The following is an 18,504-nucleotide window of genomic DNA, read 5'->3' as shown; positions in this document are numbered from 1 at the left end:
GATAAAGAGAGGGAGAAACAGAATACGCATGCGCTCTGCGCAGAGCATTGTGCAATTGCACAGAGCCGGGGAGGCATTTACCGAATCTGCGGACAGCATCACACTCTGACGGGGTGAACGGCGGACATAAAAAAGGCGGACCGCAGTCCGCCTCTGTGTGAGGGATAAACCCTTACTGCATCAGCAGATAGATGCTGCTGTCACCGCGTTTCACATTCAGCGCCAGCACGGAAGGTTTGGTATCCAGCACTTTGCGCAGTTCACCCAGGTTGGTCACCACCTGCTGGTTAACGCCCTGGATCACATCGCCCTTTTTCAGGCCGATGCGTGCTGCGGCGCTGCCCGGTTTCACGTTATCCACGCGGACGCCCTTGTCACCGGTGTCGACATTGCTGAGATCCGCCCCTTCAATGCCGTTATAGATGGTGGCGGACTGCACTTTCGCCTGGCTGCTCTGCTGCAGCTGCACGGAGACGTCAACAGGCTTGCCGTCGCGCAGCAGCCCCAGTTTCAGCGTGGTGCCCACCGGCAGTGAACCCACTTCGGCGCGCAGCGACGCGAAGCTGCTCAGCGGTTTGCCGTTCATCGAGACGATGACGTCACCCGCTTTGATGCCCGCTTTGGCCGCCGCCGAACCTGGCAGCACCTGGCTGACAAAGGCGCCGCGCTGTGCATCGACCTTCATCGCTTTTGCCAGCTCGGAGTTCAGCTCCGTACCCTGCACGCCCAGTTCGCCGCGTTTCACCTGACCAAACTCAACCATCTGAGCCGTCAGGTTTTTCACCATGTTACTCGGGATCGCAAAGCCGATACCGATATTGCCGCCGTCCGGTGCCAGAATGGCGGTGTTAATCCCGATCAGCTCACCGTTGAGGTTAACCAGTGCACCACCGGAGTTACCCCGGTTGATCGCCGCATCCGTCTGGATGAAGTTTTCGTAGTTTTCCACGTTCAGGCCGCTGCGGCCCAGCGCCGAAACGATACCGGACGTCACGGTTTCGCCCAGGCCGTAAGGGTTGCCGATCGCCACGGTGTAGTCGCCCACGCGCAGATTGTCGGAGTCCGCGATTTTCACCGCCGTAAGATTTTTAGCATCCTTCAGCTGAACCAGCGCGATGTCTGAGCTGGGATCTTTCCCGATCACTTTGGCGTCGTAGCGACGACCGTCGCTGAGCTGTACCTGAATTTTGGTCGCATTGTTGACCACATGGTTATTGGTGACCACATAGCCTTTTTCGGCATTAATGATGACGCCCGAACCCAGCGCCCGGAATTTTTCCTGCTGTGTATCGGGCGCAGGCGCGCCGCCGCCCTCACCGCTCTGGCACATCGGTGAGCTCTGGAACGGAGAACCGTCCTGGCAGAAAGGCGAGTTATCGCCAAAGAATTGCTGGAACTGTTGCGGCATACGCGGGGTTTTCACCGTGGTGGTCCCCTCGACACTGATACTGACCACAGAGGGCATCACCTTCTCCAGCATGGGCGCCAGACTTGGCTGTTGCAGACTGTCGGATGAGGCCGTTTGTGCAGCAGAAACAGTAACAGGGGCGAGGGCCATGCTCAGGCTCAATGCCAGCGCACTTAACATCAAGGTCTTTGTTTTCATTTTTCGTTTCTCAATAAGATTACTGTTCAGACCATTGCTGTGGTCGAAAGGTGAGATAAGTGTTTTAGCGCGAAGTTCCTTTAAAAGTTTAAGCTAAAGGTAAAAATTTATTCGCGCTCTTTACAATCGGCGGCTTATTCTACGGCCATCAGTCGCCGGTACTCATCCCATGCATAGAGATCGGTCATCCCGCTGATATAATCCTGAATAAGCCGGAAACGATAATAACGTTCCCACAACAGCCGTTGATATTTATGCTCCACCACCAGATTACGCATCTTATGCAGATAGGCTTTACGATGTTTGCCGGAAAGCTTGTGGAAAAGCCGGGTTTCGATGGGGTGCTGACGCAGAAAATCTTCATTTATCAGCGTGGTAAAGGCTTCATAATTCAGGCGCATCAGCGGCGCATAGATCTCCAGTAAGCCTTTGATCACCCGGTAGCCCTGCAGCTCCAGCTGCTCCACTTCGGAATGGTTAAACACCTGCTGGCGCGCAACGGTCTTAAACAGTTGCAACAGACGCCCCTCTTCTCCCTCATCCTCCAGCAGCGCATGATTAAAACTTCCCTCGAATATCGCCGGCAGATTATCAACAAAACGTTTCACGGCGTAGCTGACCAGTACGCTCTGAACATTTACGCGTAATGACATAAAAAATTGATCGCTGCGGCTGCGGCGTTTTTTACTGCAGGCTTCACGCCAGGCTTCGCCAATCGTCCGGCTGAACGCATCATTATTTTTAACCGGCCCCCAGGCTTTATTCAGAAACTCATACAAACTTTCAACATTAAAGATATCTTTTTCTACAGCGTCATCCAAATCTGCAATACAGTAGGAGATATCATCGGCCGCTTCCATTATATAGGTGAGCGGAAAACGGTGATGTTCTTCCATATTGGTGGCGGCGCGCAGGTCAGCAATATAATCCCGTTCGGAGAGATAAAAGCCCGGCTTTTTCATTAATACGCTAAATTCGGCGGGCTTTTCTCCCTGCCACCAGGCGGGGGCGGTATATTTCAGAATGCAGGCGACCTGCGAATAGCTGAGATTGAGCTGCAGCAGCGTGTGCACCATGCGGATAGCCTGCGCGTTGCCCTCAAAGTGACAGAGATCCTGGCGAATCATCGCGTTGAGTTGATCGAACGCCCTGCGCTGCGCCTCCCCTTCCACGCCCGCCACCAGCGGATCCACCAGCTCGGCGGCGAGATGCTCTTCAAACCAGTCGTTAATGGCCGCCTCGCCAAAATGGCCAAATGGCGGATTACCCACGTCGTGCAGCAGACAGGCCATCTCAATCAGGCTCTCAAATGCCCCTTCCAGCTCGTCCAGGCCATACTGCGCCAGCCCGCCCTGCATCTTCAGGGTTTGCAGGATCTCTTTGGTGATATAGCGCCCGGTCTGCTGCACCTCCAGCGAGTGCGTCAGGCGGGAGCGGACGGCGGCGTTACGCTCCAGTGGAAAAACCTGGGTTTTCTGCTGCAGGCGGCGGATGGCGGCGGAGTTGATAATCCGTCCGCGGTCGCTCTCAAAATGACGCGTAATGTAATATTCGCCTTCCGGATCTTTTCGACTGGTATAAGGGCGCGAGAAGCTGATCTTCTTCCTGAAATTAATCGCCGACATGAATTACCCCTGACTTTTTCGTGAATTAATCCCCGGATTGCCATGTTAGACTATGCCCTAAATTTTGATTCTTTACATTAGCGGAACGCATTATGAAAGCAGGCATCATTGGCGCGATGGAGCAGGAAGTTACCCTGCTGCGCGACAAAATTGAAAACCGTCAGACGCTGTCGCTGGCGGGTTGTGAAATTTATACCGGCACCCTGCAGGGCGTTGAGGTGGCACTGCTGAAATCGGGCATTGGTAAAACCTCTGCCGCGCTGGGTACCACACTGCTGCTGCAGCTCTGTAAGCCTGACCTGGTGATCAACACCGGTTCGGCGGGCGGCTTAGCCTCCACACTTAGCGTCGGCGATATCGTGGTCTCCGAAGAGGTGCGCTATCACGATGCGGACGTCACCGCATTTGGGTATGAGCCAGGTCAGATGGCGGGTTGTCCGGCCGCATTTGTGGCCGACAGCACGCTCGTCGCGGCGGCGGAAGCCTGCATTAAACAGCTGAACCTGAATGCCGTGCGCGGTCTGGTGGTCAGTGGTGATGCCTTTATCAATGGTGCGGCGCCGCTGGCGCGTATCCGTCATCAGTTCCCGCAGGCGATTGCCGTTGAGATGGAAGCGACCGCGATCGGCCACGTCTGCCATCAGTTCCAGGTGCCTTTCGTGGTGGTGCGCGCGATCTCCGACGTCGCCGATCAGGAATCTCACCTCAGCTTTGATGAGTTCTTAAGCGTTGCGGCGAAGCAATCTTCGCTGATGGTGGAGAACCTGCTGGCGCATCTGGCGCGTGGCTAAAACGCGGCTCTTCTGCTGGCTGCTGCTGTTCAGCGGCAGCCTGTTCGCTTCCCCGCCCCGTGTGATCACCCTCGCTCCCCATCTGACCGAACTCGCCTTTGCCGCCGGGATCACGCCGGTTGCGGTCAGCGCCTGGTCCGACTATCCGCCACAGGCGAAACAGATTGAACAGGTCGCTAACTGGCAGGGCATCCGGGCCGAACGTATTCTGCAGCTGAAGCCAGATCTGGTGCTGGCCTGGCGTGGCGGCAATCCGCAGCGTCAGATTGCGCAGCTGCAGCAGCTCGGAGTGACCGTGAAATGGATCGATCCGCAGACGCTGGATGAGATGTTCACGGCGCTGGCCGATCTGGGCCGCTGGAGCCCCACCCCGGCACAGGCCACGCAGGCCGCACAGCAGCTGCGCGCACAGGCCGCCGCGCTGCGTGAGCACTACAGCCACCTCCCTGCCGTTCCGCTTTTTCTGCAGTTTGGTCAGCAGCCGCTGTTTACCGCCTCCGGCGCCACGCTGCAGGATGCGGTGATCCGGTTATGTGGCGGCAGCAACATCTTTGCAGAGAGCCGCGTCAGCTGGCCGCAAGTCAGCCGTGAGCAGGTGCTGATGCGCCATCCGCAGGCCATTGTGATCGCGGGCAGCGCCCGACAGGCGGAGAACATCCGCGCATTCTGGCGGCCACAGCTCAGCGTGCCGGTGATCGCCATCAACGAAGACTGGCTCAGCCGGCCAGGCCCGCGACTGCTGCTGGCGGCCCGACAGCTCTGTACAGCCCTGCACCCTGATCAGTAAATCAGCGAATTGACTAAAGTCCCTACAGTTTTTGCCGTTAAACACTAGCAGAGACGGACGCGCCACGTAAGCTCGCCGTCCTTTCAGCGCTTATGCGCCTTTACAACACCAGGAACTGATTATGACCAGAGCACTGCTGCTGGCCATAGGGCTATCGTTCGCCGGAACGGCGATTGCGGGATCGATTAATGGCTCTATCGCTGCCAGACTTGTTATCTATTCACGCTGTGAAATCAGCACGGCTCAGCGTCAGCCCACGCCGCAGATAGCCTGTGGCGGACAGCCGGAGGCGCAGCCGCGCGTGACAGAGAGTCAGATTCAGAGGCAGGGAAGCGTGAAGCAGCGTCATCGGCTGATTACGGTCGAGTGGTAAGCGAGGCCGTCAGGATGACGGCCTGCATCATCAGATACTGAAGGAGGAACCACACCCGCAGGTGGTTTTGGCATTCGGGTTGGTCACGATAAAGCGCGAACCTTCCAGGCCTTCCGTATAATCCACCGAACCGCCTACCAGATACTGCAGGCTCATCGGGTCAACGACCAGGGAGACGCCCTGCTTTTCAATCGTCATATCGCCATCGTTCAGCTGGTCATCAAAGGTAAAACCATACTGGAAACCACTGCAACCGCCACCGGTGATATAGACGCGCAGTTTCAGCGCCGGGTTCTCTTCGTCGGCAATCAGGTTCTTCACCTTGGTGGCTGCGGCGTCGGTAAACTGCAACGGCAGTGCTGCTACTTCATCACTCATGTTTTACTCCGGTAAACGCCCAGGTCAGAAAACGACCTCAATTACGCTATTATCAGTCAGCACCTCAGCGCAATCAAGCTCTGCCCTTCGCACTCTGTGCCGCTTTCCGCGCGCTTAAGGGCGCTGCGGGTGAATCCGCCTTTCGTCTGCTGCCCCTCTTCCGTAGAATGGGACGATATTTTTCTGAACCGCTGGAGCCGAAAATGAGTAAGTCCGAACAACTGTTTGCCGAGGCACAACGCCTGATCCCGGGTGGGGTAAACTCGCCAGTACGCGCATTTACCGGTGTGGGCGGCGTTCCGCTGTTTATTGAACATGCCGATGGCGCTTACCTCTATGACGCCGATGGCAAAGCCTATATCGACTATGTCGGATCCTGGGGTCCCATGGTGCTGGGCCATAACAACAGCGTAATCCGCGATGCGGTGATTGAAGCCGCTCAGCGCGGGCTGAGCTTTGGCGCACCGACCGAAATGGAAGTGACGATGGCGCAGCTGGTGTGCGAGCTGATGCCGGGCATGGAGATGGTGCGGATGGTGAACTCCGGCACCGAAGCGACCATGAGCGCCATCCGCCTGGCGCGTGGCTTTACCGGCCGCGATAAAATCATCAAGTTTGAGGGCTGCTACCACGGCCACGCCGATCATCTGCTGGTGAAGGCGGGCTCCGGTGCGCTGACGCTGGGTCAGCCAAACTCGCCGGGCGTTCCGGCCGATTTCGCTAAGCATACCCTGACCTGCACCTTTAACGACCTCGATTCGGTACGCAGCGCCTTTGCGCAATATCCTGAAGATATCGCGGCCATTATCGTGGAGCCGGTCGCCGGCAACATGAACTGCATTCCGCCACAGCCGGACTTCCTGCCGGGCCTGCGCGCGATCTGCGACGAGTTCGGTGCGCTGCTGATTATCGACGAAGTGATGACCGGTTTCCGCGTTGCGCTGGGCGGTGCCCAGGCGCATTACAACGTGCGTCCCGATCTGACCTGCCTTGGAAAAATCATCGGTGGCGGGATGCCGGTCGGTGCCTTCGGTGGCCGTCGCGACGTGATGGCCGCCCTGGCCCCGACCGGGCCGGTTTATCAGGCAGGCACGCTTTCCGGCAACCCGATCGCGATGGCCGCAGGCTACGCCTGCCTGTCGCAGATCGCGCAGCCGGGCACCCATGAGAAACTGGATGCCCTGACCCGCCAGCTGGCGGAAGGTCTGCGCGAGGCCGCCCGGCAGCAGAACATCCCGCTGGTGATTAACCACGTTGGCGGCATGTTCGGCCTGTTCTTCACCGACGCTGACAGCGTGACCTCTTACGCCGATGTGACACGCTGCGACGTAGAGCGTTTTAAAACCTTCTTCCATCTGATGCTGGAAGAAGGCGTTTACTTTGCACCCTCAGCCTATGAAGCGGGCTTTATGTCGCTGGCCCACAGCGAAGCGGATATTCAGCACACCATCGATGCCGCGCGTCGTTGTTTCGCGAAACTGTAATTCCGACAGCGTTAAAGACAAAGACCGGCAGCAGCCGGTCTTTTGTTGTTGATAAGGCTTGCCCCGCTCAGGTGTGTCAGGATTCATGAGCAGCAACCCGGGGCCGTTCGGAAAGGCGCGAAAGCCGTCATCCCTGAGATGCGATCCTGAACGGGCCCGCGCGTTGCGTTGTTCAGAACGTACCTGGCCTTTTTATTCCAGTCACGGGCCACCGTCCGAAACCAGCCTGCATTTTCCTTTTAAACTGACCGCCTGAGCAGCCAGATAAAGTAAGGCGCACCTAAAAAGGTCGCCATCAGTCCGGCCGGGATCTGATCCGGAAACGCCAGCATCCGTCCGCACCAGTCCGCCAGCACCATCAATCCTGCCCCCAGCAGTCCCGACAGCAGCAGCTGCGGCAACGCTCGCCGGAAGCCCAGCATCCGCGCCATGTGCGGGGCCATCAGGCCGACGAAACTCAGCGGGCCGATAGTCAGGGTCGCGCTGGCGGTCAGCGCCGCGGCCAGCAGCAGCAGGCTCAGCCGCGCTGGCGTTAACGCCATACCTGCCGACCGTGCGGTCGCGCTGCCCAGCGGCAGCAGCGTCAGCCAGCGCGTGGCCAGTGGTGCCAGCCCCACCAGCAGCAGGGCGCAGAGGGCGCTCTGGATCGCCTGCGTCCCGCTGATGTTATAGGTCGAACCTGAGATCCAGGTCAGCAGCCCGCCCATACGCGGATCGCCGCTGGCCAGCAGCAGCATCAGCAGGGTGACAAAGGCGCTGTTGAGCGCCATGCCCGCCAGCAGCATCCGCTCCGGCGAGAAACCACCGCGACTGGCGACTGCCATGATCACCAGCAGCGTCAGCGCCGCGCCCAGCGCACCCGCGGGCAGCAGCCAGACCAGGGCATCGCCGGAGACAAAGAACATCATGACGACCACGCCGCAGGCTGCGCCCGAACTGATGCCCAGCACTTCCGGGCTGGCCATAGGATTACCGGTCAGCCGCTGGATCAGGCTCCCGGCCACGCCCAGCATCAGACCGGTTACCAGCGCGGCCAGCAGCCGTGGCGCACGCCACGGAAGCAGAGCGTGCAGCATCTCACCGGCTGAGATACGCCAGCCCTGCGCATCACGTCCGAACGCCAGCCCGCCCCACACCAGCAGCCCAAGGATAATCAGGCCGATCAGCAGCCAGCGCAGCAGGTTCTGGCGCTCGGCGGGCACCCTGTCGCCCTGATTCAGCGCCGGTGGCACAGAACCGGTGCGGAGGCGCGGCAGCAGCCACAGAAGGATCGGCACGCCGAGCAGAGCCGTGGCCGTGCCTGTCGGGATGTCGCGCCAGTGCTGGCTTACCCACATCACGCAGCTGTCCGCCAGCCAGAGCAGCAGCGCGCCCGTCAGCGGGGCCAGTATCATGCGGCTGATGAGCCGCCGTCCCCCCAGCAGCTTCGCCAGCAGCGGCGCAAACAGCCCGATAAAGCCAATAATCCCGGCGACATTCACCAGCTGGGCGCTGAGCAGGATCGCCAGTCCCAGCCCGCCGATCCGGGCGACCGACAGCGAAAGCCCCAGATTTTTCGCCACGTTGTCATCCAGCCCCATCAGCGTCAGCGGACGCAGCAGCGCCAGCGCCACCACAAACGCCAGCAGCAGGCGCGGCCAGAGCTGCTGCACATTCTCCCAGCCCATCTGATTGAGCGCACCGGTGCTCCAGAGAAACATGTTCTGCAGCTGATCGTGATTGAAGATTGCAAAGATCTGATTAACCGCGCCGCTGTAGAGGCTCAGCACCAGCCCGGCCAGGATCAGCGTGACCGGCGACAGCCGTCTGCCCCAGGCGACGCCAAAGACCAGCGCACCCACCAGCAGCGCACCGCTCAGCGCCGCAAACTGCTGCGCCAGCACCCCGCCCGGCAGATGCCATAGCGTGGCGACGGTAATCCCCAGCTGGGCGCCGGATGAGACGCCCAGTGTGGTCGGTTCCGCCAGCGGATTGCGCAGGATCTGCTGAAACAGCAGACCCGCCAGACCCAGCCCCGCCCCCACCAGCAGCGCCAGCACCGTGCGCGGCAGCAGGCTGTAGTGAAACACCATCTGCGGCAGATTATCGACGGCCGGAGACCAGACCGCCTGCCACCACTCAGCCTGCGGCAGCGCCTGATACAGATTCGTCAGCGTGAGGCTCAGCGCCAGCAGAAACAGCAGGCTGAGGAGGCCCGCAGGAAGCAGAGCGTGACGCATCATTGTTTCTCCAGCGCGCGTTCCAGCACGCGAACAAAGTGCAGCGCCGAGAGCGTGGCACCGTAATACCAGACGGCGGGCACACGCTGAAAGCGTCCGCTGCGCACAAACGGCAGCGCCTGCCACAGCGGGCTGCGCATCAGTTGCTGCATCTCCGCATCGTTGTCGTGATCGAAACAGAGGGTCTCGACGTCGCCCGCCTGCGCCAGCTGTTCGATGCCGATCACCGCACTGCCCCAGAAATTGGTTTCGCCGTGCCAGCCATTTTTCAGGCCCAGCAGGGTCATCACCTCCAGAAACAGGCTGTTTTTACCAAAGGTGATGGCGTGACGGCTGTCGAGCAGCGACATCAGCAGGATCGTACGTCCGGCATAGGGCGCCAGACGCTGACGTGCCGCCGCCAGTTCCGCATCGACCTCACGCAGATGCTGCTCCGCGCGGTCGCTTATTCCCAGGCGCGCCGCCAGCTGACGCAGCGATGCCCGCGCGGCGGTAAAGGGCTTACCGTCACCACTGTGGAGGTCAAACCCCATGGCTGGCGCAATGCGTTGCAGTTTATCTTTTGCGGGGCCGTAGCCATTGGAGCAGAGGATCAGCGACGGCTGCATCTGCGCCATCAGCTCAAGGTTCGGTTCGGTGCGCAGACCCACGTCGATCACGCCAGCGGGAAGCGATGGCTGTCCGACCCAGATGTTGTAGTTGTGCAGATCGGCCACCCCATAAGGCGTGATGCCCAGTGCCAGCAGAAGCTCGGTGGGTAACCACTCCAGCGCGATAATACGGCCGGTCCGGGGTGTGGCGGCACGCAGGGGGATGACACAAAACAGCGGTGAGGCCGCCAGCGCCAGCATCAGCCTGCGGCGTTCAAGATCGGGCATCATACTTCCTTAACAGACAAAACTGACCGGCGCGCCGCCCTGCGGATGTGGCAGGATGCCCATCGGGATGCCATAAATCGCCGCCAGCACGTCAGCCTGCATAAGGGCGTCGGCGTCCCCGTCGGCAATCATCGCGCCCTGACGCAGCGCCACCAGATGGTCGCAGTAGCGCGCAGCCATATTAATATCGTGCAGTACCGCAATCACCGTTAATCCTCGCTGCTGGCTCAGCGTTTTTATCAGCGCCAGCACCTCGACCTGATGGGCGATATCCAGCGCCGACGTCGGTTCGTCCAGCAGCAGACAGCGGCTGTTCTGCGCCACCATCATCGCCAGCCAGGCGCGCTGACGTTCGCCGCCCGACAGGCTGTCGACCAGCCGTCCGGCAAAGGGCTTCAGCCCGACCTGAGCAATCGCCTCGTCGACTCTGTCGCGATCCTCCTGACCAAAGCGCCCCAGTGCGCCGTGCCAGGGGTAGCGGCCAATCGCCACCAGTTCGCGAACCGTCATTCCTTCTGCCGCCGGTAACTGCTGCGGCAGAAAGGCGACTTCGCGGGCAAAGGCTTTGCTGTTCCACTGCCCGACCGGCTGCTGATTCAGCCGCACCTCGCCGTGGCTGGCCGCATGATGACGACCCAGCATCTTCAGCAGCGTCGACTTGCCGGAGCCGTTATGACCAATCAGTGCGGTCATTTTGCCCGGCGGAAAGGTCAGCGACAGCGGCTGAAGCAGCGTGCGACCTGGCACCTCAAAACCGGCGTTGTCCAGTGTAAAGGTCGACTCTTCTGGGTGAGGATGCGGCATGGTTATCCCTGTAGCGAACGGGCGCTGGCGCGCCCGGTTAAATCAGAACCTGAAGGTCGCGGTGCCGACAATCTTACGCTCCGCGCCCCAGTAGCAGGCGTATTCACGGTAGCAGCTGGCGACGTAGTCACGGTTGAACAGATTGTTGACGTTGACGCCCACGGTTGATCCCGGCAGGCCGAAACGGCCCAGGTCATATTTCAGCGCCGCATCAACCGTAGTGTAACCGGCCACCTTAAAGTTCTGGTTCTGCTGTGCGCCAGTGCTGTAAAGCCCCTGGCTCTCGCCGACATAACGTACACCCGCACCCACCGTCACGCCCGATAAGGCGGTCTCGTGGAAGGTGTAGTCGCTCCAGAGTGAGGCCATATTTTTCGGCACCTGCACCGGCGTTTTGCCTTTCAGCAACGTGTCTTCAGTATATTCCGCATCGGTGTAGGTGTAAGAAGCCGTCAGGTTAACGTTGGCATTCAGCGCCGCTTTCGCTTCCAGCTCCACGCCGCGTGACCGGATCTCACCGCTCTGCACGCTGAAAAGCACATTGTTCGGATCCGCAGTCAGGTTTTTGGTTTTCGTCAGCTGATAAAGCGCGGCGGTAAGCACCACCGGACGATCTTTCGGCACATACTTCACCCCCGCTTCATACTGTTTCGCACGGGACGGATCAAAAGGTTGCCCGCCAGATGTTGTACCTGCCGTAGGAATGAAGGATTCGCTGTAGCTGAAATAGGGTGCGATCCCATTGTCGAAAACGTAGTTAAGACCACCGCGCCAGGTAAACGCCTGATCGTGGTTTTTAATTTCGGAATCACCATTACGGTTCAGCGCGGAGGTCATTGCATAATCGTAGCGGCCACCCAACGTCAGCACCCAGCGGTTCCACTCCATCTGATCCTGCGTATACAGGCCAGTCTGCTCCTGCTTATTCAGATACTGATAGGGGAAAGGGGCCCCGACATTTGCGTCATTGCCATACTGCGGATGAATGGCATTCAGAGAGGCTGCACTCCCGAAGGCGGCATCAATATCGTTACGCGTCCGCTGATAATCCACGCCCAGCAGCAGCGTATGATCCACCTGGCCGGTCGCAAATTTTGCCTGCGCCTGGTTATCCACCGCGAACTGGTTCAGCTTCTCGTGCGAGGTCGCGGAGCCACGGGTGATCGCCTGCGTGGCCGGGATAAAACCGTTGCCGTAGATGCTGCGATAGTCGGTGCGCAGATCGGCGTAACGCAGATTCTGACGCAGCGTCCAGGTGTCGTTGAGGCTGTGCTCAGCGTTATAACCCACCATTTTGGTAGTGCGCGAAATTTTGTTGCTCTGCTCACCTTCATCGAAGTCAGTCGGCAGTTTGTACTGGCTGCCGTCGGCGCGGGTAATGGGTACGACGGTGCCCTGCCGCGGCAGCCAGCCGTAATAGCCGGTTTCCGGCTCGTTCTGGAAATAGGTCAGCAGATCGATGCGGGTGCGATCGTCGGGACGCCAGCTGAATGAGGGAGCGATGGTGTAGCGCTTCTCTTTGTTCATCGCCTGCTGCGCATCCTGACTGCGCGCCTGGCCGGTCAGTCGATAGCTGTAGACGCCGTCATCATCCAGCGCCCCGCCGAAATCAAAGCCGGTCGAGAAGATATTATCGTTGCCCATCTGGAACTGCACTTCACGCAGGGTTTCCTGCGTCGGCCGCTTGCTCACCAGCGCAACCACACCGCCGGGATTGCTTTTGCCATACAGTACGGAAACCGGGCCGCGCAGCAGTTCGGCGCGCTCCAGGAAGTAGGGATCGATGGCAAACTCAGAGTAGTTATCCCCCTGCAGTTTCAGGCCATCGAGATACTGATTGGTATTGGTTTCGCTGAAGCCACGAATCGACAGGGCATCATAAACGTCTGAGCTGCCGCGGTTTCCGGTCAGCACGCCAGGGGTGTAGTTAAACGCCCCTTTGACGCTGGTGACGTTGCGCATCGCCATCTCTTCGCGGGTCACCACGGAGACAGACTGCGGGTTTTTTTCAATCGGCGTATCAGTTTTGGTACCGGTGGCGCTGCGCTTGGCCGCGACCGTCGGTGTCGGGCCCCAGGGGTTTTCCGCTTCGACGCCGCTGCCGCCCTCGGCCGAGACGACCAGGGTTTCCGGCTGCGCCGCGTGAAGGCTGGCGCTGAGACTAAGGGTGATCAGGATGCCCAGAAGAGGACGGGAAAAGGTTTTTTGGGTGTTGTCAGAAAAAGTCGTTCGCACGTTCATAAAAGTGTCTCTGGACAGTAGGCGCAGTCAAGCGAATCGAAACGATAATGATTATTATAACGTTTCGATAATATGCGAAAGGCCTCCGGCACTGCAAGCGGAAATCCCCGCTGTGACAGCCTGCGCAGGCCAGCACGCGCCGGATCGTCAGGGATAAAAAAAAGGGCGCCGAAGCGCCCTTTTTAACCGGTCAGACCGGTTTATTTGCCAAACATATCTTTTATCCAGCCCGCTACGCCGTCGCTATCCTTCTGCTCCTGCGGCTGCTGAGCCGGCTGCTGTTGCTGTTGCTGCTGCTGCTGATCGAACAGCTGTTGCTGCTGCTGAATCTGTTGCTGCTGCTGCTGACACAGCGCATTCGGATCCAGCGCCCACACCGGCAGCGAACGCCAGGTGCTGCTGCCCGTGCCGCAGACAAAGTTCCCGGCAGAGTCCACATTCATCATCGACACATCTTCCGGCGGCGTCAGCTGCAGCGGCATCGGTGCCTGGATATCCAGGTAGCGACGATAGAGCTGCATCGCCCCGCTGGCACCGTAGAGTTTAGTCGGCTGGTTGTTGTCGCGTCCCACCCAGGTGATCGCCACTTCTTTGCCATCAATACCGGCAAACCAGCTGTCGACCAGGTCGTTAGTGGTCCCGGTTTTACCGGCCAGATGCGCATTCGGGAAACGCGCGCCCAGCGCACGGGCGGTGCCGTGATCGGCGACCTGCTGCATGGTGTAAAGCGTCAGATAAGCGGCCTGCGCCGGTTCAACACGCTGCGCCTGCGGATAGCTCTGATAGAGCACGCTGCCATCTTCCGCAATCACCGAACGCACGGCGGACAGCGACGCGCGGTTGCCGCCGCTGGCGATCGACTGGAACGCCTGCGCCACTTCAACCGGCGTCAGGTTCAGGGCACCCAGCAGCATCGCCGGAACCGGATGCAGCTGATCTTTCGGTACGCCCAGTTTGTTCCATGTCTCCACCACCGCATCCAGACCCAGCGTCATCCCGAGGTTAACCGTCGGCACGTTCATGGAGTTGGTCAGTGCATCCACCAGCATGACTTTACCGCTGAAGCGACGGTCGTCGTTCATCGGCTTCCAGATGCTGCCGTTAGGCTGCTTCAGCGCAATCGGCTCATCCGCAATCCAGCTGTTCAGCCGGTAACTGTTCGGCTGGCTCAGCGCGGTAAGGTAGGTCGCCGGTTTCGCCAGTGAACCGATTGAGCGGCGCGCCTGCAGCGCACGGTTATAACCGGCATACTGCGGATCTGCCCCGCCGACCATCGCACGCACTTCGCCGCTGAAGCGGTCGACCACCACCATCGCCGTTTCCAGATCTTTCAGGCCACGCTGTTTTTTCAGCGTCGGAATGCCATCAATCACCGCTTTTTCAGCCGCATCCTGGGAGACCGGATCCAGCGTGGTGAAGATTTTCACGCCGGAGAGATCCTTGATCTTATCGCCCAGCTTCGCCTGCAGCTCGTTGCGCACCATCTGCATAAAGGCAGGCTGTGGCGTGATAACGCCGCCTTTCGGCTGGACGCCCAGCGGACGCGCCGACAGCATGTCATACAGCTCCTGGTCGATCACTTTCTGCTGCTGCAGCAGACGCAGCACCAGGTTGCGACGCTCCAGCGCCAGTTTCGGGTTACGCCACGGATTGTAGAGTGACGCACCTTTCACCATGCCGACCAGCATCGCCTGCTGATCCAGACTCAGTTCATCAACCGGACGGCCAAAGTAGTAGAGGCTCGCCAGCGGGAAACCACGGATCTGATCGCTGCCCGCCTGACCGAGATAGACCTCGTTCAGGTAGAGTTCCAGAATGCGATCTTTGCTGTAGCGCGCATCCATGATCACCGCCATATAGGCTTCACGCGCTTTACGCCACAGCGAACGCTCGTTGGTGAGGAACAGGTTCTTCACCAGCTGCTGTGTCAGGGTACTGCCGCCCTGCACCGCTTTACCGGCCGTGATGTTCGCCAGGAAGGCGCGACCAATCGAGTAGGGGCTGATGCCATCATGCTCATAGAAGTGACGGTCTTCGGTGGCGATCAGCGTATCGACCAGCAGATCCGGGAAGCCGGTACGCGGAACGAAGAGCCGCTGTTCACCGTTCGGCGACTGCAGCATGGTGATCAGGCGCGGATCGAGGCGGAAAAAGCCAAAATCGCGGCCGGTTTCGAGGTTTTTAATCTCGCTCAGCTCATCCTTCGTGAAGCTCATGCGTGCGTGGATCTGCCCCTCTTTACTGTCGGGGAAATCAAACGGGCGACGCAGCAGTTCAATCGTGTTGCCCTTCACCGAGAACTCGCCAGGGCGGGTAATCCGGGAGACTTCGCGATACTGGGTACCTTCCAGCAGCGCCACCATTTCACTTTTGTTATAAGCCATGCCCGGTTCCAGGCTGACCATGCGGCCATAGACGGTAGCGGGCAGTTGCCACACTTTACCGTCGATGCGGCTGCGAATTTCCGAGTCGAGGTAGATGCCCCACGCGGCCATCACCACCACAAACACCAGGAACAGTTTGATTATCCATCCCAGCCAACGGCGTTTGCCGCGCGGCGGTTTTCCACCTTTACCTTTACGTGGCACCGGCGCTTCCTCCTCGTCATCATTAAAATCGTCCTGACCGATATCCTGTTCGATATCCCTGCGTCGTCCCCGGCCCGTACTGCTGCGCGGCGGCAACGCTTTACCTTTGCGCCCAATTGGTTCGCGATCGTTCCCAGACATTACTTTTCTTCTCCAGGCAGTGCTTACGGCAGCGCCGCTACTCTAACTGCTTTCTCGCGTGCCGCATGGCAGAACCCTCTGAATTCGATCCAGTGGACTCAACCCTGCGGGGACATTTTTTTGGTCCGCCTTGTGGGTAAGGCGGTGGCCGGATCCTCTGGCCAGAGATGTTTAGGATAGCGCCCTTTCATCTCTTTCCTGACCTCCGGCCAGGCTCCCCGCCAGAACGCCGCCAGATCGCGGGTGATCTGCAGCGGGCGCTGGGCGGGCGATAACAGCTCCAGCACCAGCGGGACGCGCCCGTCGGCGACCGCCGGATTACGCGCTTCGCCAAACATCTCCTGAATCCTCACCGCCAGTACGGGCGGCTTATCTGCATCGTAGCGAATGGGCAGCCGGCTTCCGGTCGGCACAGTGTAATGAGTTGGCAGCGCACTATCCAGCCGCTGGCGTTGTGACCATGTGAGTAAATGTAAGAGTGCGGTCGTCAGGTTCACCGCCTGCAGGCTGCGGAGATCGCGCACGGCTGACATCTGCGGCAGCAGCCACTGTGACAGGCTCTCAAGCAGCGTGCTGTCATCGGTAGCGGGCCAGTGCTCTTCCGGCAGCCACTGCGCCGCACACTGGATGCGCAGACGCAGCTGCTCAGCCTCTGTGGTCCAGCCCAGCACCGACAGCCCCTTTTCGCCGATCCAGCGCAGCATGGCGGCATGCAGCACCTCCGGCTCCGGGCGCGCCATCGGCTGGGTTTTCAGCACCAGCGCGCCGATCTGCTCACGCCTTAACGCCCGCAGTGTGCCTTTCTCTTCATCCCACTCCACTTCAGTCCGGCGCTCCACCAGTGCCGGCTGCTGCTGGCACAGGGATTCAATATCGACCGGCAGGGCCAGCAACATACGGGCATCCGGCGTGGCGCTGGTCTGCAACAGGGCGGGAGCGATCAGCCATTCACTGCGCGTCAGGCCATCCTGCTCATCAAGCCTGGCACCCAGCCCGTTAGCCAGCTGATAGCGTCCGCTCTGGTCGCGCCGCCGCGCCAGCCGATCGCCAAATCCGGCCGCCAGCAGTCCGGCAAAACGGTCATCATCGACCCGGCCGCCCCGGATCCGGAGCCGCTGCTGCCACTGCTGCGCCCGCCGCAGCCACTGAGGCTGAGGCCGGTGCAGCGCATCGCGCAGATCGGCGCTGCCGCTGCGCGGCGGATCTTCCAGAATCGCCACCAGCAGCGCGGCGCTGGCGACCGCATCCGGATCGTCTCCTGCGGCACAGAGCAGCGCCGCAAGGCGGGGATCGCAGCCCAGCTGCGCCATGCGCCGTCCCAGCGGATTCAGCAGGCCGTGGCTGTCCAGTGCCCCCAGCCGGGTCAGTTGCTGTTTTGCCGCGTCGAGGTGGCGGGCGGGCGGTTCATCCAGCCACTGCAGTTGCCCGGGCTGTGTACAGCCCCACTGCAGGAGATCCAGCCACAGCGAGGAGAGATCGCTGCTGAGGATCTCCGGTTCACTCTGCGCCGCCGCACGCGCGGCCTGCTCCTGAGGCAGTAAATGCAGACAGATCCCTGGCATCAGTCGCCCCGCACGGCCCGCACGCTGGATCATTGAGGCCTGACTGATCCGCTGGGTCTGCAGGCGCGTGACCCCGCTGCGGGCGTCAAACAGGGCGCTGCGCTCCAGGGCGCTGTCGACCACCAGCCGGATCCCCTCAATGGTCAGGCTGGTCTCGGCAATATTGGTGGCGAGCACCACTTTACGGCGTCCGGCGGCGGCGGGCAGAATCGCCTGTCGCTGCGCCGCCAGCGGCAGCGCGCCATACAGCGGGGTCAGATCCACATCGTCACCGATCCGGGATTCCAGCTCGCGCTTCACCCGCTCGATCTCCGCCACGCCAGGCAGAAACAGCAGCAGCGAGCCGCTCTCGTCCCGCAGCAGCTGGGCGACCTCCCGGGCGACCGCCTCTTCGAACCGCACCGTCTGATTCAGTGACGCATAACGCCGTTCGACCGGAAAGCTGCGCCCCTCTGAGACGATCAGCGGCGCATCAGGCAGCCGTGCCGCCAGCCGGGCATTATCCAGCGTGGCGGACATCAGCAGAATCTTCAGATCGTCGCGCAGCCCCTGCTGCACATCGAGCAGCAGCGCCAGCGCCAGATCCGCCTGCAGGCTGCGTTCATGAAATTCGTCGAGGATCACCAGTGACACGCCCTCCAGCATCGGATCCTGCTGCAGCATCCGCGTGAGCATCCCTTCCGTGACCACTTCCAGCCGGGTCTGAGGGCCGACGCAGCTTTCGCCGCGCATCCGGAACCCGATCGTGGCCCCCGGCTGCTCGCCCAGCTGCTCTGCCAGACGCTGCGCCACGTTACGTGCCGCCAGCCGCCGTGGCTCCAGCATGATGATCCGTCCCGGCAGCCCCGCCTGCTGTAACAGCTGCAGCGGCAGCCAGGTCGATTTGCCCGCGCCCGTAGGGGCGGCCAGCAGGATTTGAGAGGCCTCTTTCAGCGCCGCCAGAAGGTCAGGCAGCACCGCGCTAACCGGTAAATCGCTCACAGCAAACTCCGCTTCTGCCTGTGCTAAGATGACGCGCATTGTAGCA

Annotated in this window: 13 protein-coding genes; 4 read left to right on the top strand and 9 right to left on the bottom strand. The window is 60.4% G+C overall.

Going from position 1 to position 18,504, the window contains the following annotated elements:
* Positions 1 to 172 precede the first annotated feature (172 nt).
* Both degP and dgt read right to left on the bottom strand, forming a co-directional pair.
* A complete protein-coding gene (degP, locus tag ACNY69_RS16850; protein WP_111140267.1) occupies positions 173 to 1,606 on the bottom strand; it encodes a serine endoprotease DegP in 1,434 nt (477 codons plus the stop codon).
* A gap of 134 nt (positions 1,607 to 1,740) precedes the next feature.
* Complete coding sequence (gene dgt / locus ACNY69_RS16845) at positions 1,741 to 3,231, bottom strand: dGTPase (RefSeq protein WP_111140268.1); 1,491 nt, start codon at positions 3,229 to 3,231, stop codon at positions 1,741 to 1,743.
* 92 nt (positions 3,232 to 3,323) lie between these two features.
* Between dgt and mtnN the strand changes: the two genes are divergently transcribed.
* The 3 genes from mtnN (at position 3,324) to ACNY69_RS16830 (ending at position 5,182) form a co-directional block, all read left to right on the top strand.
* On the top strand, positions 3,324 to 4,022 hold the full coding sequence (gene mtnN, locus ACNY69_RS16840; RefSeq protein ID WP_111140269.1) for a 5'-methylthioadenosine/S-adenosylhomocysteine nucleosidase: 699 nt from the start codon (positions 3,324 to 3,326) through the stop codon (positions 4,020 to 4,022).
* Positions 4,015 to 4,809, top strand: a complete 795-nt coding sequence (gene btuF / locus ACNY69_RS16835) for a vitamin B12 ABC transporter substrate-binding protein BtuF (RefSeq protein WP_293774855.1) — start codon at positions 4,015 to 4,017, stop codon at positions 4,807 to 4,809. The genes mtnN and btuF overlap by 8 nt, the downstream gene beginning before the upstream one ends.
* Before the next feature lie 121 nt (positions 4,810 to 4,930).
* Positions 4,931 to 5,182 carry a hypothetical protein gene (locus tag ACNY69_RS16830; RefSeq protein ID WP_111140271.1) on the top strand — a complete coding sequence of 84 codons (252 nt, stop codon included), beginning with the start codon at positions 4,931 to 4,933 and terminating at the stop codon, positions 5,180 to 5,182.
* A 30-nt stretch (positions 5,183 to 5,212) separates the two neighbouring features.
* Here the strand turns inward: ACNY69_RS16830 and erpA are convergent, their stop codons facing one another.
* Entirely contained in the window at positions 5,213 to 5,560 is a 348-nt protein-coding gene (erpA, locus tag ACNY69_RS16825) for an iron-sulfur cluster insertion protein ErpA (RefSeq protein WP_111140272.1), read from the bottom strand.
* A 203-nt stretch (positions 5,561 to 5,763) separates the two neighbouring features.
* On the opposite strand from erpA, the gene hemL reads away from it, so the two are divergent.
* Positions 5,764 to 7,044: a glutamate-1-semialdehyde 2,1-aminomutase gene (hemL, locus tag ACNY69_RS16820; RefSeq protein ID WP_293774851.1), complete on the top strand. Its 1,281-nt coding sequence runs from the start codon at positions 5,764 to 5,766 to the stop codon at positions 7,042 to 7,044.
* 239 nt (positions 7,045 to 7,283) lie between these two features.
* Here hemL and fhuB read toward each other — a convergent pair whose 3' ends face one another.
* The 6 genes from fhuB to hrpB all read right to left on the bottom strand — a co-directional run bounded on the left by fhuB (position 7,284) and on the right by hrpB (position 18,497).
* Complete coding sequence (gene fhuB / locus ACNY69_RS16815; protein WP_111140292.1) at positions 7,284 to 9,263, bottom strand: Fe(3+)-hydroxamate ABC transporter permease FhuB; 1,980 nt, start codon at positions 9,261 to 9,263, stop codon at positions 7,284 to 7,286.
* Positions 9,263 to 10,141 carry a Fe(3+)-hydroxamate ABC transporter substrate-binding protein FhuD gene (fhuD, locus tag ACNY69_RS16810; RefSeq protein ID WP_111140274.1) on the bottom strand — a complete coding sequence of 293 codons (879 nt, stop codon included), beginning with the start codon at positions 10,139 to 10,141 and terminating at the stop codon, positions 9,263 to 9,265. The genes fhuB and fhuD overlap by 1 nt, the downstream gene beginning before the upstream one ends.
* Before the next feature lie 9 nt (positions 10,142 to 10,150).
* Complete coding sequence (gene fhuC / locus ACNY69_RS16805) at positions 10,151 to 10,945, bottom strand: Fe3+-hydroxamate ABC transporter ATP-binding protein FhuC (RefSeq protein WP_293774849.1); 795 nt, start codon at positions 10,943 to 10,945, stop codon at positions 10,151 to 10,153.
* A 42-nt stretch (positions 10,946 to 10,987) separates the two neighbouring features.
* Positions 10,988 to 13,186, bottom strand: coding sequence for a ferrichrome porin FhuA (gene fhuA, locus ACNY69_RS16800; protein ID WP_418799251.1), 2,199 nt, complete (start codon positions 13,184 to 13,186; stop codon positions 10,988 to 10,990).
* Between the two features lie 200 nt (positions 13,187 to 13,386).
* Positions 13,387 to 15,915: a bifunctional glycosyl transferase/transpeptidase gene (gene mrcB, locus ACNY69_RS16795; protein ID WP_418799249.1), complete on the bottom strand. Its 2,529-nt coding sequence runs from the start codon at positions 15,913 to 15,915 to the stop codon at positions 13,387 to 13,389.
* Positions 15,916 to 16,013: 98 nt separating this feature from the next.
* Positions 16,014 to 18,497 (bottom strand): ATP-dependent helicase HrpB, encoded by a 2,484-nt coding sequence (gene hrpB / locus ACNY69_RS16790; RefSeq protein WP_418799247.1) that lies wholly within the window; start codon positions 18,495 to 18,497, stop codon positions 16,014 to 16,016.
* Positions 18,498 to 18,504: the final 7 nt, after the last annotated feature.

The organism is Pantoea graminicola (assembly GCF_048452665.1).
In the GTDB taxonomy this organism is placed as follows: domain Bacteria; phylum Pseudomonadota; class Gammaproteobacteria; order Enterobacterales; family Enterobacteriaceae; genus Pantoea.
Note: the sequence above shows the minus strand (reverse complement) of the source record. Positions and strands in the feature narration are given on the sequence as shown.

What these genes read in the sequence shown, in the direction of transcription:
- mrcB (WP_418799249.1), bottom strand. Translation starts at nt 15,915, where the DNA reads ATGTCTGGGAACGATCGCGAACCAATTGGGCGCAAAGGTAAAGCGTTG.
- hemL (WP_293774851.1), top strand. Translation starts at nt 5,764, where the DNA reads ATGAGTAAGTCCGAACAACTGTTTGCCGAGGCACAACGCCTGATCCCG.
- fhuA (WP_418799251.1), bottom strand. Translation starts at nt 13,186, where the DNA reads ATGAACGTGCGAACGACTTTTTCTGACAACACCCAAAAAACCTTTTCC.
- fhuD (WP_111140274.1), bottom strand. Translation starts at nt 10,141, where the DNA reads ATGCCCGATCTTGAACGCCGCAGGCTGATGCTGGCGCTGGCGGCCTCA.
- fhuB (WP_111140292.1), bottom strand. Translation starts at nt 9,263, where the DNA reads ATGCGTCACGCTCTGCTTCCTGCGGGCCTCCTCAGCCTGCTGTTTCTG.
- mtnN (WP_111140269.1), top strand. Translation starts at nt 3,324, where the DNA reads ATGAAAGCAGGCATCATTGGCGCGATGGAGCAGGAAGTTACCCTGCTG.
- hrpB (WP_418799247.1), bottom strand. Translation starts at nt 18,497, where the DNA reads ATGCGCGTCATCTTAGCACAGGCAGAAGCGGAGTTTGCTGTGAGCGAT.
- ACNY69_RS16830 (WP_111140271.1), top strand. Translation starts at nt 4,931, where the DNA reads ATGACCAGAGCACTGCTGCTGGCCATAGGGCTATCGTTCGCCGGAACG.
- dgt (WP_111140268.1), bottom strand. Translation starts at nt 3,231, where the DNA reads ATGTCGGCGATTAATTTCAGGAAGAAGATCAGCTTCTCGCGCCCTTAT.
- erpA (WP_111140272.1), bottom strand. Translation starts at nt 5,560, where the DNA reads ATGAGTGATGAAGTAGCAGCACTGCCGTTGCAGTTTACCGACGCCGCA.
- degP (WP_111140267.1), bottom strand. Translation starts at nt 1,606, where the DNA reads ATGAAAACAAAGACCTTGATGTTAAGTGCGCTGGCATTGAGCCTGAGC.
- fhuC (WP_293774849.1), bottom strand. Translation starts at nt 10,945, where the DNA reads ATGCCGCATCCTCACCCAGAAGAGTCGACCTTTACACTGGACAACGCC.